Raw genomic sequence first — 14,038 nt, 5'->3', positions numbered from 1 at the left:
GACGAATCTAGGCGTTGCGTTCGTGAACGACGCGATATGATGGCGGTTACCGCCTCAAAGGGAGAGTTTCCGCGGACGCCGGACGCGGCGTCGACCCTCCACCTGAACCGCCTTCGAACGTCCCGAAATCGCCTCACAGAGCGCGGTGACCGCCCGTGCGATCCAGGGCGAACCCCCTCGAGTTCGACGGGAGAGTGTCGTTTCGCGCGAAATCGCTACGGCGGGGAAGATCACTTCAGCTACCGATTCGCCGACGAGTCACCTCTCACACCGACTGACTGTCGCAAGAACGCGCGTTCGAAGCACTACCTGTTCTGCTCCCGTCGCGTTCGTTCCGTTCACGCAGAATGTGACAATTGCGCGGACCGATCGCTCGCTGCCGTCGAGATTGGTTGTATATACGACACTATCGGGGCAACTGTCCCTGCGCTGGTCGATCGGTCGTTCGCGACCAGTGATGATTACGCGACCGACGTCGTGGCCCGTCCTCGTCCGCTCCCGTTCCGACGGGCGTTCCGACCGCCTGACGGCCGCATATCGACGGTCGACCGCCGTCGCTATTGTTTCGTTCTACGGCCGACGTAATTCCCTTTTTCCGACTGCAAACGGCGTCGATCACGTTTCCGATGATCACTGATCGGTGACACCTCTTTGCGAATCCGGCTTTTCTCGTGGGAAACTGTCAGCGCTCGTGTCCTCCAGAAAACGGCGAATCCGGTGCGACGAACGTCTTTCGAACGCAATCACTCGAAGAAACTCCCAGGCTGCTAAATTAATTGATACGGAAAGAAACGGTCGACGGCGTTTATTCGACAACTCGGACAAGGTCAGTCACGCCCCGCGACGGGGTGTGAGAGAACACATGAGCGAACAAGACACGACAGGCGACTCGAGGCGATCATTCATGGCGAAGGGTGCCCTCGCGACGGGCGCACTGACGCTCGGCACTTTCGGAACAGCTACGGTCAGCGCACAGGACGGCCAGATAGCGGTCTTCGCGAGACATCTCTATCCGGGTGCGAATTTCGAAGTCCTTGCCCAACTCCAGAGTGGGACGACGGTCGACATCCTCTCAGTGGACGACGAAACCGTGCCGGAGATCTCCCAGCCCGACGAGTGGACCGGACACGTCATCCGATACGACATCGGTCAGGAGTCGGGAATCACATCGTTCCTGTTCACGCGAGGAACGAGCCTGAGCGCCGGTGACACCGGAACGATCGGCGAGGACGCGTCCGTGCTGAGCTCGGAACTGAACCTCATGAGCACGTCGGTCAACGGCGGCGGCGGCATGGACACCGAGGATACCGAGGACACCGAAGTCACCGAGGACGACGTGGAGGTAGAAGTGACGACCGACGACAACGAGACGACCACTGAGAACAACACGACCGGAGGTGCATAACGATGGTGCAAGACGATGACGGACAAGTTCTAGTGTTCACGTACGATTACGAGGCCGGCGAAAGCTTCGAGGTCATCTCGCAGCTCGAGACGTCGACGACGGTCGAAATCCTCCAGTCCGAGGGGGAGACCGTCCCCGAAATCTCGCAGCCCGATGAGTACGCCGGTCACGTCGTCCGTCTCCAGGCCGACGACGGACCGCAGGGGCCCACGATCCTCCTGTTCACCCGCGACGAGAGTTACGAGAGCGGTGCCAGTGGATCGCTCGGCGATGACGCACAGATCTTCAGCACCCAATTGAACCTCCTCTCGACGTCGCTGGAATAGCGGCTCGGCATCTATTTTATTGACGGTCACGACGACGCGCTCGTCGGACTCGGACTCGGATCCGGTTTCGGTTGCAACGAGACGACGGTCGATCCGTCTGTCCGCAGGTGGTGTCGGTGACCGTCGATACCGGAGTCAGCGCACCCGTACCGAAAGCCATCTCAGCAATCCATGATTCCTAACCGAGCGGCCAACGGCTCGAGCGAATCGGACGTTTCAGGGGCCAATACGGCGCCCACTGCGACGAATCGCCAATCGGACACCGCGGATGCAGCCGGTGGACAGTCGGCCGAATCGATCCGTTCGCCAGTCGACACCGGCGAGGGTTCGGCGGAAGCGACTCCACCGTCGGAGGACGACGAACCGGACCCACGGGTGCTGGTCCCGATAACCGACTATCAGCCGGGAACGACCGGCCGCGTCGTCGATCGATTGCCGGCGCCGATCGTCGTCGAACTCCTCGCGCTTCCGAACGGCGACACGGTTCCCGTCCTCACCCGGCCCGACGAGTACGTCGGCTACGTCGTCCGGTTCGCACTCTCGGAAACGCAGGTCCGATCGACGACGACGGTCTTCACGCGCGAATCGCTCGAAGTCGGCGCGTGCTACGTGTTCGAAGCCGGCGCGAAGGTGTTCAGTACGCAGTTGTCCCTCCTGCGGACGACGGCCCGCCGCATCGGTTCGGCCGGTTCGGAATCGGCCGAGAACGACGCGTAGCGACGGACGCCGGTCCGATTCCGGCCCCGCGAACACGGATCTTTTACCGGCTGCACGACTATGGTCGGGCATGGATAACCCGACCCGGCGCAACCGGCTCGAGGACGAGGAGAGTCCCTACCTGCGCCAGCACGCGGACAACCCCGTCAACTGGCAACCGTGGGACGAACAGGCCCTCGAGGCGGCCCGCGAGCGCGACGTGCCGATCTTCCTCTCGATCGGCTACTCGGCGTGTCACTGGTGTCACGTCATGGAGGAGGAGAGCTTCCAGGACGAGGAGGTCGCCGAGGTGCTGAACGAGAACTTCGTCCCGATCAAGGTCGACCGCGAGGAGCGCCCGGACATCGACTCGATCTACATGACCGTCTGCCAACTGGTCTCCGGGCGGGGCGGCTGGCCGCTCTCGGCGTGGCTCACCCCCGAGGGGAAACCGTTCTTCGTCGGGACCTACTTCCCCCGGGAGGGTCAGCGCGGCCAGCCCGGCTTCCTCGACCTCTGCGAGCGGATCAGCGACTCCTGGAACAGCGAGGACCGCGAGGAGATGGAACACCGCGCCGACCAGTGGACCGAGGCGGCGAAGGACCGCCTCGAGGAGACGCCCGAGGGCGCGGGCGCAGGCGGCGCAGCGGAACCGCCCTCGAGCGAGGTGCTCGAGACCGCTGCCAACGCAGCCCTTCGGAGCGCGGACCGCCAGTACGGCGGCTTCGGCACCGACGGGCCGAAGTTCCCGCAACCCTCGCGGCTCCAGCTTCTCGCGCGTGCGTACGACCGCACCGGTCGCGACGACTATCGGGCGGTGCTCGAAGAAACCCTGGACGCGATGGCCGCGGGCGGGCTCTACGACCACGTCGGCGGCGGCTTCCACCGCTACTGCGTCGACCGGGACTGGACGGTTCCCCACTTCGAGAAGATGCTGTACGACAACGCCGAGATCCCGCGGGCCTTCCTGACGGGCTACCAGCTCACCGGCGACGAGCGCTACGCCGACGTCGTCGCGGAGACGCTCGCGTTCGTCGACCGCGAACTCACCCACGAGGAGGGCGGCTTCTTCAGTACGCTCGACGCGCAGAGCGAGGACCCCGAGACCGGCGAACGTGAGGAGGGGGCGTTCTACGTCTGGACGCCTGACGAGGTCCGGGAGGCCCTCGAGGGCGAGACGACGGCCGACCTCTTTTGCGACCGCTACGACATCACGGAGTCGGGCAACTTCGAGGGACGGAACCAGCCCAACCGGGTGCGCTCAATCGACGAGCTCGCCGAGGAGTACGACCTCGAGGAGAGCGAGGTGCAGGAGCGCCTCGACGTTGCACGGCAGCAACTGTTCGCGGCCCGCGAGGGGCGGCCGCGCCCGAACCGCGACGAGAAGGTGCTGGCGGGCTGGAACGGGCTGATGATCGCGACCTGCGCCGAGGCCGCGCTCGTCCTCGGCGACGACCAGTACGCCGACATGGCGGTCGACGCCCTCGAGTTCGTGCGGGATCGGCTCTGGAACGAGAGCGAGCAGCGGCTCAACAGGCGGTACAAGGACGGGGACGTCAAAGTCGACGGCTACCTCGAGGACTACGCCTTCCTCGCGCGGGGCGCGCTGGGCTGTTACGAGGCCACCGGCGACCTCGAGCACCTCCGGTTCGCGCTCGAGTTGGCCCGTACGATCGAGGCCGAGTTCTGGGACGCCGACCGGGGCACGCTGTATTTCACCCCCGAGAGCGGCGAGTCGCTGGTCACGCGACCGCAGGAACTGGGCGATCAGTCGACGCCCGCCGCGACTGGCGTCGCCGTCGAAGTCCTGCTCGCGCTCGACGAATTCGCCGACGAGGACTTCGAGGAAATCGCCGCGACCGTCCTCGAGACCCACGCGAACACGATCGAGGCCAATTCCCTCGAGCACACGACGCTGTGTCTCGCCGCGGACTGCCTCGAGGCGGGCGCGCTCGAGGTGACCGTCGCGGCCGACGACCTCCCCGATGAGTGGCGTGACCGGTTCGCCTCGCAGTATTTCCCCGACCGGCTGTTCGCGCGTCGGCCGGCGACCGAGGACGAACTCGAGGGCTGGCTCGACGAACTGGACCTCGCGGAAGCGCCGCCGATCTGGGCCGGCCGCGAGGCCCGCGACGGCGAGCCGACGCTGTACGTCTGCCGCGATCGAACGTGCTCGCCGCCGACCCACGACGTCGACGAGGCCCTCGAGTGGCTCGGCGACAACGCGGCGGTCGAGGGGGAGGGGGCGAGTGCTGACGGTCCGTCGCTCAACGACGAGAGCCCGTTCTGAGGGATCGCGTTCGCTCGAGTTCCCTTCCCCTCACTCGTCCGGAGCGGAGGCGGATTGGAGGCCCGCGTCGTCGACGACCGCTCGATCGGGCAGGGTCGGAGTCGGCGCCCGCCCTAGCGTGAGCAGGCGCTCGGTGTAGGTGATCTCATCCGCGCTCGGATCGTCCTTCTCGATCCGCTCGAACTCGACCGCGACGCCGTCGGATTCGGCGGCGATCCGCACGGCGCACAGCTGGTAGGACGGATAGAACACCGGCGGGAGCAGCCCCGCGACGACGTCGCGGCGGTGGAGGCGCTTCAGCCACGTGCCGGTGTTGACGAGCGCCCGGCCGTCGACTTCCTTCAACAGCGGGCGGTGGGTGTGGCCGTAACAGAAGACCGCGGTCTCCGGACGCTCGGCGAACTCCTCGCGGGCGGCCGCCGCGTACGGTTCGTCGGGGTCGACAGTGAGGTCCGTCTCGAGTACGCCGAACCGATCGACCGTCTTCCCGACGTCGCGGACGACGAGGTAGAGCGGCACGCCCGCGAGCACCAACACGCCGGCGATCGCCGCGTTGGCGACGAGGAGGAAGTGGACCGCCTCCCCGACGAGACCCAGCCGAGTGAGCGCCGCGTCGGCCGCCTCGACGGGCAGCGTCCAGACGCCGGCGACGTCCAGTCCGGCCAGCACCGCGAGCACGACGCTGACGTTGAACAGCAGCAGGATCGGGATCGCGGCGTAGCGAAGCAGCGGATTCATCTCGCGGTAGAAGTACTTCGAGAGGAGCCAGCGGGGGACTCGTTCGGTCGGCGTCACCGCCTGCACGTCCTTCAGCCAGTTGAACCGTCCCCGCTCGGACAGCCGGCCGGCCCTGCTCGTGACGTTGGTGTTGTAGTAGTAGCCAAGCGGCGTCTCGTACGGATTCCCGAAGTCCTCGAACCGATTGTTGGGGTCGCGCTGGTGCCCGTGTTCGAAGTAGATCGTCCGGTCGCCGACCGGCCGAGTGATCGATTCGGCCCGGACGAGGTCGACGTTGTACTCGGCCAGCCGTTCGACGTACTCGTCGTAGGCCGCGAGTTCGTTGTCGTGGTTGCCCGGCAACAGCGTGATCGGGATCGAGTCGCCGGTCTCGCGCAATTGGTCGAACAGTTCGGGGTACCGCTCGGTCAGGACGTCGAACTTCGCCGGTCCGTCGACCTCCGTGAACTCCCACAATCCGAACGCGTCGCCGTTGATGACCAGTTCCGCGTCCTCGTCGGTCTCCTCGAGGTCGCGGAGGAACTCGAGCAACTCCGGGAGGAAGTCGACCTCCCCCAGTTGTTCGTCGCCGCCGATGTGGAGGTCGCTTATCACGTAGTAGACCGGATCGTCCGCGTCGGCTGCCATGACGTTTCACGTCCGACGCCGAGAGGGATAGTGCTGGCCCCTCCCCGGTTCTGAACGGAGTCGGACGCGCCGCTACTGGAGGAGTCAACCGCCAGCAAAACGGAATCGACCGAGCGGAACGGGAACGAACGGACTCGTTTACGCCAGTTCCTCCTCGAGCCGCTGGGCCAGCCAGATCGCCGGCGGGAGGTCCTCCTCCTCGACGAAGCGGGTGATCTCCTCGCCCGCGTCGTTCTCGACGACGATCGTCGGGATGTACTCGACGCCGTACTCGTCGACGCCCGGCCCCTGCTTGTCCTCGTCGACCGCGATCTCCTCGATGCGGTCCCCGGGAACGTCTGCGGCGTCCAGCGCGGCGCCGAAATCGGGCAGGAGGGCGCGGCAGTCCTTGCACCAGTCGCCGCCCCAGACCTTGTACACCAGTTCGTCGTTGTGCTCCTCGAGCGTGTCGACGGCGTCCTCGTACGACGCGGCGTCCCACGTCGGGTTCGGGTTCATGGTCTCGAGACTCATACGCATGGATTGTGCGCCGGGGGGCTTAACGACCGTGTTTCTGACAGGCCGTGCACGTGGGCTTGCGTGACCGCCGACCGCTTCGGTAGCGGACCGACCAACCGCCGCCGGGCAGGACTGAAAGGGACCAGGGGGCTTTCAAGGTGTGCACTACGCTCGAAGTACTCACTGGACGCTCGAGTTCCGCGACTAGCCGATACACCGGCACGTCCTGCCTGAGTCCAGCATCGGTTTATGGCTCGAACGCACTAGGGAGTGCTAATGAAAGGGAGCATCCTGGACACCGTCGGCTCGCCGCTGGTCCAGGTCGACTCGCCGGAGGGCGTTACCGTCGCCGCCAAGATCGAATCCTTCAACCCCGGCGGCTCGGCCAAGGATCGGCCGGCCCGCGAGATGGTCCGCGCGGCCGAACGCGAGGGGCACATCGAACCCGGCGATTGGCTCGTCGAACCGACCAGCGGGAACACGGGCATCGGCCTATCGCTGGTCGCGGCCGCCCGCGGCTACGACCTCACCATCGTCATGCCCGCCGACAAGTCCGAGGAACGCCGGCAGATCATGGCCGCCTACGGCGCCGACCTCGAGCTCGTCGAGGGCGACATGGAGGACGCCCGCGCCCGCGCCGACGAACTCGAGGCAGAGGGCGCGGTCCAGCTAGGGCAGTTCGAGAACCCCGCGAACCCCGAAGCCCACTACAAGACGACCGGCGAGGAGATCCTCGAGCAGGTCGGCGACCGCGAGATCGACGCCTTCGTCGCCGGCGTCGGCACCGGCGGCACCATCTCGGGCACGGGACGGCGGCTCCGCGAGGAGTTCCCCGACATGGACGTCATCGCCGTCGAACCCGAGCGCAACGCCGTCCTCTCGACGGGCGAGTCGGGCGACGACGACTTCCAGGGGATGGGCCCCGGATTCGTCAGCGACAACCTCGATCTGGACCTGATCGACCGCGTCGAGACCGTCCGACTCGAGAACGCCGAGGAGGAGTGTCGCCGCCTCGCCCGCGAGGAGGGCATCCTCGTGGGCCAGTCCAGCGGCGCGACGAGCCTCGTCTCTCAGCGGATCGCCCGCGAAATCGCCGAGCCCGACCTCGAGTGTCCGGAGGTGCCCGGCGCGTTCGACGAGCCGGCGGCGACCCCCGAACCCGACGGCGGACAGCCGGCCGAGGACTGCCCGCTCGTGGTGACGGTCTTCTGGGACAGCGGCGAGCGGTACCTCTCGACCGGTCTGTTCGACTGACGGTCGCCGCGGGCTACCGCTTCTATCGCTCGAGTCCGATGCGGGGAAAACGAAAACGAGATAGCAAAAACGCCTCTTTCAGTTACGCAAACCGTCTTTAGTCACCCGCGTCTACGTTCGGGCGAGATGACATCCCCGACTTCGCAGTCGTCCCTCTCGAGGCGAGCCGTCCTCCTCGGCACCAGCGGTGCACTCGCCCTCTCTGCGGGTTGTATTCAGGACCTCGACGATTCTACTCCCGGCTCCGGTTCAGACGATTCCGGCGGCAACGAGTCGAACGGCGGAAACGAATCCGACGACGGAAACGAGTCGGACACCGGGAACGAGTCCGACGACGAATCCGGTGCCAACGGGTCCGACGGATCTGACGGGTCCGACGGGACCGGCGAGCCCTTGGAGCACGAGACCCACTCCTACCAGTACCCCGAAACGCCCACGGAACCGGACGCTTCGCTGTTCGTGACGCAGGACCGCGCCGAGGACTGGCTCGCGGACCGGGGCCTCGAGGAGGATCCGGTCGCCGAGTTCGTCGCCGACACGACCTTCAACGACAGCGTGCTGGTCCCGCTCGAGGCCGACGCGCCGACGCACTGCTACGAGATGGTCCTCGAGTCGATCGGGCTCACGGAAACGGAGGACAGCGCGGACGTCCTCGATCTCGAGGCCGCGGTCCGCGACGTGTCCGAGGAGACGGAGTACTGCGCGCAGGCGAAGACGACGGTCGGACTGCTGGTCCGCGCGACCTTCGAGTCGGAGCCGGTGACGGAGATGTCGGTGCGGATCGTCGACGAAAACGGCCGCGAATACGGAATCGGCGCCGCCAGCGATAGCGCGAGCGCGTCCGGCGGGAACGAGACCGCGGCGAACAACGAAAGCGAGACGGAAAACGACGCCGACGCCGACACCGCGTAGTCGCCCACGCGCTCAGGGCGAGTACTCTTCTTCGGTCAGCCGGACGACGAGCGTCTCGTCGACGTCCCGGAGGTCGTACGCCGGTAACTCCCCGTCCGTCCGGCGCACGTACAGCGGTTCGACGAGCCGCGGCCGCCCGCGACCGTCGTCGGCCGCGTCCGACCCGCTCGAGGCGTCCGCGGCCGGCGCCGACTCGTCGGCGGGCTTGGGCTCCGACTCGGTATCGGCCGCGTCCACCTCGAGGCCGTACACCTTGCAGTACTCGGCGGTCTCCTCGGGCTCGACGTCGCCGTTCCGGAGCTGCTCGGCCAGCGCCCGGGAGAGCCACTCCTCGTCGCTCACGCTCGGCTCCTGGACGAGCGCCTCGTCGACGAAACGGGTGAGGTACCAGTCGAGGTCGTTCAGCAGGGAGACGGCGGCGCCGACGCTGACCGTGCGGACGGCAAGCGAGTTCTCGAACGGCCGATCGAGGTCGTAGGTCGCGAGTGCCTCGCGGGAGGTCTCGCGCGAGAGGAGTTCGTAGCGGAGGGTGCTCTCGGGCTTCCCGATGAGACAGACGCGGGTCACTACCTGCAGGTCGGGCCGTCTCCGTAATGTGGGTTTCGTTGTTCGCGGCGCAGACGCCGCGTGCCGACCGGTTCCGGGACGGATGCGGCGCGGACCCGGCCGGGTTCGAACGCGACCGCGTCGCCCACGTTCTGCGAAACGGGATAGTCATGATTTCATAAAGGTCGACCATGTAAACCCGAGCGTCGATGGCCGAGGGTCGATATCGCTCGAGCGGGATGGAAGGGAAGACGCTGCGATCGGCCGACGGTTGCGGACGGGTGTCGAGATCGGTGGTGGACGACCCGTGATCGGCGATACACCGGTCGACGAGCTTTACGCCGGCTCGAACGGGCACTACTACACCGACTGGGAAGTCACGCGAAACCTCCGCCGCGGCGCGTGGCGCCCCTGTATTCGCCAGCGGGAGCCGGACCGCCGCCTCGTCGAAACGACCGATGGCGGCCTGCTCATGCTCTCGGCGGTCGATCCGGCGACGGTGCCGGCGTGGGTCGAAATCCGCGTGCGAGGCGAGATCGCCCGCGTCGTCGACACCCGGTATCCGTCGCTCGAGACGCGCCGGTAAGTCGGGGCCGTCTCCGAACTCGCTGAACCTCCCTGCGACCGCGACTGACAGCCGGCCCTGAATATAAAGCGTGCGACTGTTCACCGGGACGGAGTAGGGATTTCCGGTCGAACGAGCGGGCGTGAATCGACGGGCGTTTCTCGGGGCGATCGGATCGGTCGCGTCGCTCGGAACGCTCGCGTACGCGACCCGGGCCGGCGGCGAGACGCTCGAGGTGCGCGTCTGGTTCTCGGAACGAGCGGCCGACTACGACGACGTGGCGGACCGCGTCCGCGAGTACCTCGGCCGGGTCCTCGATCTGGGGTTCTGGACGGTCGACCTGTCGATCGGCGGCACCGTCCCGGTGTCGACCGAAGACGGCGCAGCGGTCACGCGCCGCGGCGAGTGGCCGCTGGCGGTCGCCGCGGGGACGATCGGCGCACGCGCGCTCGAGCCGGCCGACGACGTCAACCTGCTCGTCACGGACGGGGAGATGCGGCACGCCCCGACCGGCTACGGGGTGCCCCGCGTCGCCTCCGTCGGCGGCGCCCGGCACATCGACGGCCTCGAGCCGTTCGACGACCTGTTCGGTGGCGATAGCGATTCGGGAACGGAGCCGGATCCGCGCCGGATCGCACCGATGACGGACGCGACGCGAACGATGCAGGTGCTCGTCCACGAGGTCGGTCACGCGCTCGGTCTCGGACACGAACACGGCGTCGCGTTCCGGGACGGCGACGCCGTCGTCGCGACGCCGATGATCAGCGCGTACGCCTTCGACCCCGACCACGAGACCGATCGCTCGCAGTGTGGCACCGACTACCCGGATCCGGTCGGTCGCGAGCGCGCGCTGAGTTTCGCCTTTTCGTCGTGCGCCCGTCGAAAACTGGCCGCCGACGGCCGCTCCCGACTCGAGATCCCGCGGTGACGATTCCGATCGTCCGCCCGGTATCGCCGATACCGGCGGCTCCCGAATCGGGCGCGAGGAAACGAAAACGGAGACCAGAAACCGCGGTCGAATCGATTCGGGACGTTACTCGTCGTCGTCCTCGGGCTCGCCCCGAGCGAACTCCGCCTGCGCGCTGGCGTCCCCCTCGACGTCGACGTCGCCGGCGCTCGGTCCCTCGATGAGGGACTCGAAGTCGTCGACCTCGTCGTACTGATCGCGGTACACCAGTGCTGCCTTCCCCATGGAGGTGATCTCGTAGAGGCCGGACCGTTCGGCCGGACCGATCTTCCGGACGAGCCCGTAGTCCTCGAGTACCGGCAGTCTGGTGTTGATGTTCTTCCGACTCTTCCCCGTGTGCTCCGCGAGGTTCGTCGCGACGTTTCGCCCCTTGTCCTCGAGCGCCTCGAGGATCAGGAAGTCAGTTGGTTGACGTAACTTCACTCTCGTTCACTCTCGTGGTTTCTACTATATTTCCAGTGGTAACTAATACTTTCGGCTACCGAGCGCTGCTTCACCGGTTATTACCATCGGAAGAATTATTGGCCGTGGGACCGATCGTTGTTGCGGGCACGATCACGGACGGTTCTCCCGGACCCCCGCGTATCCGTCGGCGATAGACGCCCCCCGATCGTCCCCTGATCGTGCCCGGCCTGCCCCCTGTCGTTTTCCGTCCCGGCCGCGCTGACGCCCGGTTACTCCGCGACCAGTTCGGCCCCGGTCGTGCCGAGCCACTCCAGGAACGACGCCACCTCGTCCGGAGACGCGACGCGAGCGGACGCCGCCGACTGCTCCGCGTCGCCGACCAGCACGCCGAATCCGTCCGGTTCGACGGCTCGAAACGCGGACTCGTCCGTCGTGTCGTCGCCGACGTAGAGCGCTACCGTGTCGGCGGGCAGTTCCGCCTCGATCAGCTCGACGGCGTTGCCCTTGCCCCACGGGATCGACGGCTCGATCTCGAGGATCTGCTTCCCTCCCGAGATCTCGAGCGCGTCGTCGCCGAACCGGTCGACGATCTCGCGCGTGTGCGTCTCGACGACGGGCTCGGCGGCCGCCGGTACGGACCGGACGTGGACCGTCGCGGTCAGTCGCTTGTTCTCGATGCGGGTCCCCGGAATCGGCTCGAGGAGGGTCTCGAGCGCCTTGCAGGCGCGTTCGATCTGCGTCGCCCGCTTGCGAGCGACCGGATGGACGGCGACCGAGCCCCGCCGCTCGAGTTCGAGGCCGTGGTTGCCGGCGTAGATCGACGGAGCATCGACGCGCTCGCGGACGTCGGTCAGCGCCCGGCCGCTGATGACCGCCGTGGTCACCGCCGGGGCGGCCGCGAGCGTCTCGACCGCGGCGTCGTTCGCCGGCGTCGGCGCCGCCGCGTCGGGGTCGTCGACGATCGGCGCGAGCGTGCCGTCGAAATCCAGACACGCGAGCAGCCGCGAGGCGTTCGAAAGCGCCGCGCGAACGGCCGGAAGCTGTTCCTTGAGCGGGTCGGGGACGGTGTCGTCGGTCGTCATCAGTTACGTTTGCGTTCGCGTGTACGTCCGCGGTCGTCTCCGGCTCGATGCCTGCGGCGAAACCGACGGGTCACGCCGTCGGCGTCCGCTCGCGGGGATCGCGCTCGTCGTCCGCTTCGTCGCCGTCGCTCGAGTCCGTCGCGTGGTCCCCGTGAATGCTGCGGATCCAGTCGAACTGGGTGTCCATCCACGCCTCGAGGTCGTGATCGAACACGCGGGTCCGCAGCGTCCCCATGCGCTGTCGCCGTTCGCGCAGCGGCATCGAGAGCGCCCGCTCGAGCTGGGCGGCCGTCCCGTCCGCGTCGGTCGGGTCGATCGTGAGCGCGTGGGGGCCGAGCCGCTCGTGGGCGCCCGTCCGGTCGCTCAGGAGCAACGCGCCGTCGCCGTCGACGTTCGCGGCCACGTACTCCTGGGCGACCAGGTTCATCCCGTCGGCCAGCGAGCTCACGATCATCACGTCCGCGTAGCGGTACAGCGCACAGAGGTTCTCGTGCTCGACGTAATCCTCGGTGTAGACGATCGGCTGCCAGTCGCCGGTGCCGAACCGGCGGTTGATCCGCTCGGCCTCGCTGCGGACGTGTTCGCCGTACCGCCGGTAGGCCGGAATGTCAGTCCGCGAGGGCGTCGCCTTCTGGACGAAGGTGAACTCGCCGCGCCAGTTCGGGTTCCGCTCGAAGAAGCGCTCGAGCGCAGCGAACCGTTCGGGGATGCCCTTCGCGTAGTCGAGCCGGTCGACGCCCAGGCCGAGGACGGTATCGTTCGGAATTCCGTGTTCGTCGCGGACGGCGGCCAGTTGCGACCGATCGACCGACCGGGCGTCGCGATCGTACCGCTCGGCGTCGATGCCCATCGGCGTCGCGACGACCCGCGTCTCGTGGCCGTCGTAGCGAACCGTCCGCTCGCGGCGGTCGACGCCGGCGGCCGGGAGGTACCGCTCGACGCAGTCGAGGAACCGGTCCGCGTACCGGTCGACGTGGAAGCCGAGCAGATCGTTTCCGAGCAGCCCCTCGAGGACGTGGCCGGCGGCCGGACACTGCTGGAAGGTCTCCGGCGTCGGCCAGGGGATGTGCCAGAACTGCGCGACGGTCGTCGACGAGGGGACGGACTCGCGGATCCGCCGGGGCGCGAGCGCGAAGTGGTAGTCCTGCAGCCAGACGATCGAGTCGTCGCTCGCGTGCTCGACGACGGCGTCGGCGAACCGCTCGTTGACGGTGCGGTACCAGTCGAAGTCGTCCGACCGGTGATCGACGAGATCGGTACGGCCGTGACAGAGCGGCCAGAGGACGCGGTTGCTGAATCCGTAGTAGTACGACTCGACGGCTTCCTCGGAGAGGTCGATCCGCCGTAGCGTGTACGCCTCCTCGTCGGGCGGGACCTCGACGCAGTGGTCCTCGTCCGCGACCTCGAAGTCGGCCTCGCCGTCTCCCCAGGCGATCCAGGTGCCGCTGGCCTCCTGGACGACGGGATCGAGCCCCGCGGTAAGGCCGCCGGCGGGTTCGTCGACGGTGACGGACCGGTCGCCGTCGCCGTCGCTGTCGCTCTCGTACTCGTGGCGGTACGGTTGGCGGTTCGAAACGACGATCAGCGAGCCGGGACAGTTCGGACCGTTCGATCGGGTTTCGTCGGCGGCCCGACCGCGTCCGCCGCCGCCGACCTGACCCCGATACGAATTCGTCGACGACAAGCGCTCTTCAGGAAATCGCATTCGCTGCGTATCCACAGTCCGA

14 protein-coding genes are annotated in these 14,038 nt (G+C 67.3%); 8 read left to right on the top strand and 6 right to left on the bottom strand.

Annotated elements, in window-relative coordinates; translation table 11 throughout:
- The first annotated feature begins 862 nt into the window (after positions 1 to 862).
- The 4 genes from ACYQ26_RS13085 to ACYQ26_RS13070 all read left to right on the top strand — a co-directional run bounded on the left by ACYQ26_RS13085 (position 863) and on the right by ACYQ26_RS13070 (position 4,717).
- Entirely contained in the window at positions 863 to 1,405 is a 543-nt protein-coding gene (locus ACYQ26_RS13085) for a calcium-binding protein (RefSeq protein ID WP_459809341.1), read from the top strand.
- Positions 1,406 to 1,407: 2 nt separating this feature from the next.
- Positions 1,408 to 1,731 carry a hypothetical protein gene (locus ACYQ26_RS13080; RefSeq protein WP_459809340.1) on the top strand — a complete coding sequence of 108 codons (324 nt, stop codon included), beginning with the start codon at positions 1,408 to 1,410 and terminating at the stop codon, positions 1,729 to 1,731.
- Between the two features lie 171 nt (positions 1,732 to 1,902).
- Positions 1,903 to 2,448, top strand: coding sequence for a hypothetical protein (locus tag ACYQ26_RS13075; RefSeq protein ID WP_459809339.1), 546 nt, complete (start codon positions 1,903 to 1,905; stop codon positions 2,446 to 2,448).
- Positions 2,449 to 2,518: 70 nt separating this feature from the next.
- Entirely contained in the window at positions 2,519 to 4,717 is a 2,199-nt protein-coding gene (locus ACYQ26_RS13070; RefSeq protein WP_459809338.1) for a thioredoxin domain-containing protein, read from the top strand.
- 30 nt (positions 4,718 to 4,747) lie between these two features.
- On the opposite strand, the gene ACYQ26_RS13065 is transcribed toward ACYQ26_RS13070, so the two are convergent.
- Both ACYQ26_RS13065 and ACYQ26_RS13060 read right to left on the bottom strand, forming a co-directional pair.
- Positions 4,748 to 6,082 carry a metallophosphoesterase gene (locus ACYQ26_RS13065; protein WP_459809337.1) on the bottom strand — a complete coding sequence of 445 codons (1,335 nt, stop codon included), beginning with the start codon at positions 6,080 to 6,082 and terminating at the stop codon, positions 4,748 to 4,750.
- A 138-nt stretch (positions 6,083 to 6,220) separates the two neighbouring features.
- Positions 6,221 to 6,595: a TlpA family protein disulfide reductase gene (locus ACYQ26_RS13060; RefSeq protein ID WP_459809336.1), complete on the bottom strand. Its 375-nt coding sequence runs from the start codon at positions 6,593 to 6,595 to the stop codon at positions 6,221 to 6,223.
- A 261-nt stretch (positions 6,596 to 6,856) separates the two neighbouring features.
- Between ACYQ26_RS13060 and ACYQ26_RS13055 the strand changes: the two genes are divergently transcribed.
- Together ACYQ26_RS13055 and ACYQ26_RS13050 are read left to right on the top strand one after the other, a co-directional pair.
- Positions 6,857 to 7,834, top strand: coding sequence for a PLP-dependent cysteine synthase family protein (locus ACYQ26_RS13055; RefSeq protein ID WP_459809335.1), 978 nt, complete (start codon positions 6,857 to 6,859; stop codon positions 7,832 to 7,834).
- A 126-nt stretch (positions 7,835 to 7,960) separates the two neighbouring features.
- A complete protein-coding gene (locus ACYQ26_RS13050; RefSeq protein ID WP_459809334.1) occupies positions 7,961 to 8,746 on the top strand; it encodes a hypothetical protein in 786 nt (261 codons plus the stop codon).
- Between the two features lie 12 nt (positions 8,747 to 8,758).
- Here the strand turns inward: ACYQ26_RS13050 and ACYQ26_RS13045 are convergent, their stop codons facing one another.
- The gene (locus ACYQ26_RS13045) at positions 8,759 to 9,313 is read right to left on the bottom strand and encodes a DUF5804 family protein (protein ID WP_459809333.1); all 555 of its coding nucleotides are present in this window, start codon (positions 9,311 to 9,313) and stop codon (positions 8,759 to 8,761) included.
- A 286-nt stretch (positions 9,314 to 9,599) separates the two neighbouring features.
- On the opposite strand from ACYQ26_RS13045, the gene ACYQ26_RS13040 reads away from it, so the two are divergent.
- The gene (locus ACYQ26_RS13040) at positions 9,600 to 9,878 is read left to right on the top strand and encodes a hypothetical protein (RefSeq protein WP_459809332.1); all 279 of its coding nucleotides are present in this window, start codon (positions 9,600 to 9,602) and stop codon (positions 9,876 to 9,878) included.
- Positions 9,879 to 9,999: 121 nt separating this feature from the next.
- Positions 10,000 to 10,785 carry a zinc metalloprotease gene (locus tag ACYQ26_RS13035; protein ID WP_459809331.1) on the top strand — a complete coding sequence of 262 codons (786 nt, stop codon included), beginning with the start codon at positions 10,000 to 10,002 and terminating at the stop codon, positions 10,783 to 10,785.
- A gap of 105 nt (positions 10,786 to 10,890) precedes the next feature.
- On the opposite strand, the gene ACYQ26_RS13030 is transcribed toward ACYQ26_RS13035, so the two are convergent.
- From ACYQ26_RS13030 to ACYQ26_RS13020, 3 genes are all read right to left on the bottom strand, one after another.
- Positions 10,891 to 11,247, bottom strand: coding sequence for a winged helix-turn-helix domain-containing protein (locus tag ACYQ26_RS13030; RefSeq protein WP_459809330.1), 357 nt, complete (start codon positions 11,245 to 11,247; stop codon positions 10,891 to 10,893).
- 251 nt (positions 11,248 to 11,498) lie between these two features.
- Complete coding sequence (otsB, locus tag ACYQ26_RS13025) at positions 11,499 to 12,311, bottom strand: trehalose-phosphatase (RefSeq protein ID WP_459809329.1); 813 nt, start codon at positions 12,309 to 12,311, stop codon at positions 11,499 to 11,501.
- A gap of 70 nt (positions 12,312 to 12,381) precedes the next feature.
- Positions 12,382 to 14,016, bottom strand: a complete 1,635-nt coding sequence (locus tag ACYQ26_RS13020; RefSeq protein ID WP_459809328.1) for an alpha,alpha-trehalose-phosphate synthase (UDP-forming) — start codon at positions 14,014 to 14,016, stop codon at positions 12,382 to 12,384.
- Between the last annotated feature and the right edge of the window lie 22 nt (positions 14,017 to 14,038).

It is taken from the genome of Halopiger thermotolerans (assembly GCF_054654555.1).
The sequence above is the reverse complement of the archived record's forward strand: the minus strand, read 5'-3'. Positions and strand labels throughout refer to the sequence as shown.

What these genes read in the sequence shown, in the direction of transcription:
- ACYQ26_RS13085 (WP_459809341.1), top strand. Translation starts at nt 863, where the DNA reads ATGAGCGAACAAGACACGACAGGCGACTCGAGGCGATCATTCATGGCG.
- ACYQ26_RS13080 (WP_459809340.1), top strand. Translation starts at nt 1,408, where the DNA reads ATGGTGCAAGACGATGACGGACAAGTTCTAGTGTTCACGTACGATTAC.
- ACYQ26_RS13075 (WP_459809339.1), top strand. Translation starts at nt 1,903, where the DNA reads ATGATTCCTAACCGAGCGGCCAACGGCTCGAGCGAATCGGACGTTTCA.
- ACYQ26_RS13070 (WP_459809338.1), top strand. Translation starts at nt 2,519, where the DNA reads ATGGATAACCCGACCCGGCGCAACCGGCTCGAGGACGAGGAGAGTCCC.
- ACYQ26_RS13065 (WP_459809337.1), bottom strand. Translation starts at nt 6,082, where the DNA reads ATGGCAGCCGACGCGGACGATCCGGTCTACTACGTGATAAGCGACCTC.
- ACYQ26_RS13060 (WP_459809336.1), bottom strand. Translation starts at nt 6,595, where the DNA reads ATGAGTCTCGAGACCATGAACCCGAACCCGACGTGGGACGCCGCGTCG.
- ACYQ26_RS13055 (WP_459809335.1), top strand. Translation starts at nt 6,857, where the DNA reads ATGAAAGGGAGCATCCTGGACACCGTCGGCTCGCCGCTGGTCCAGGTC.
- ACYQ26_RS13050 (WP_459809334.1), top strand. Translation starts at nt 7,961, where the DNA reads ATGACATCCCCGACTTCGCAGTCGTCCCTCTCGAGGCGAGCCGTCCTC.
- otsB (WP_459809329.1), bottom strand. Translation starts at nt 12,311, where the DNA reads ATGACGACCGACGACACCGTCCCCGACCCGCTCAAGGAACAGCTTCCG.
- ACYQ26_RS13020 (WP_459809328.1), bottom strand. Translation starts at nt 14,016, where the DNA reads ATGCGATTTCCTGAAGAGCGCTTGTCGTCGACGAATTCGTATCGGGGT.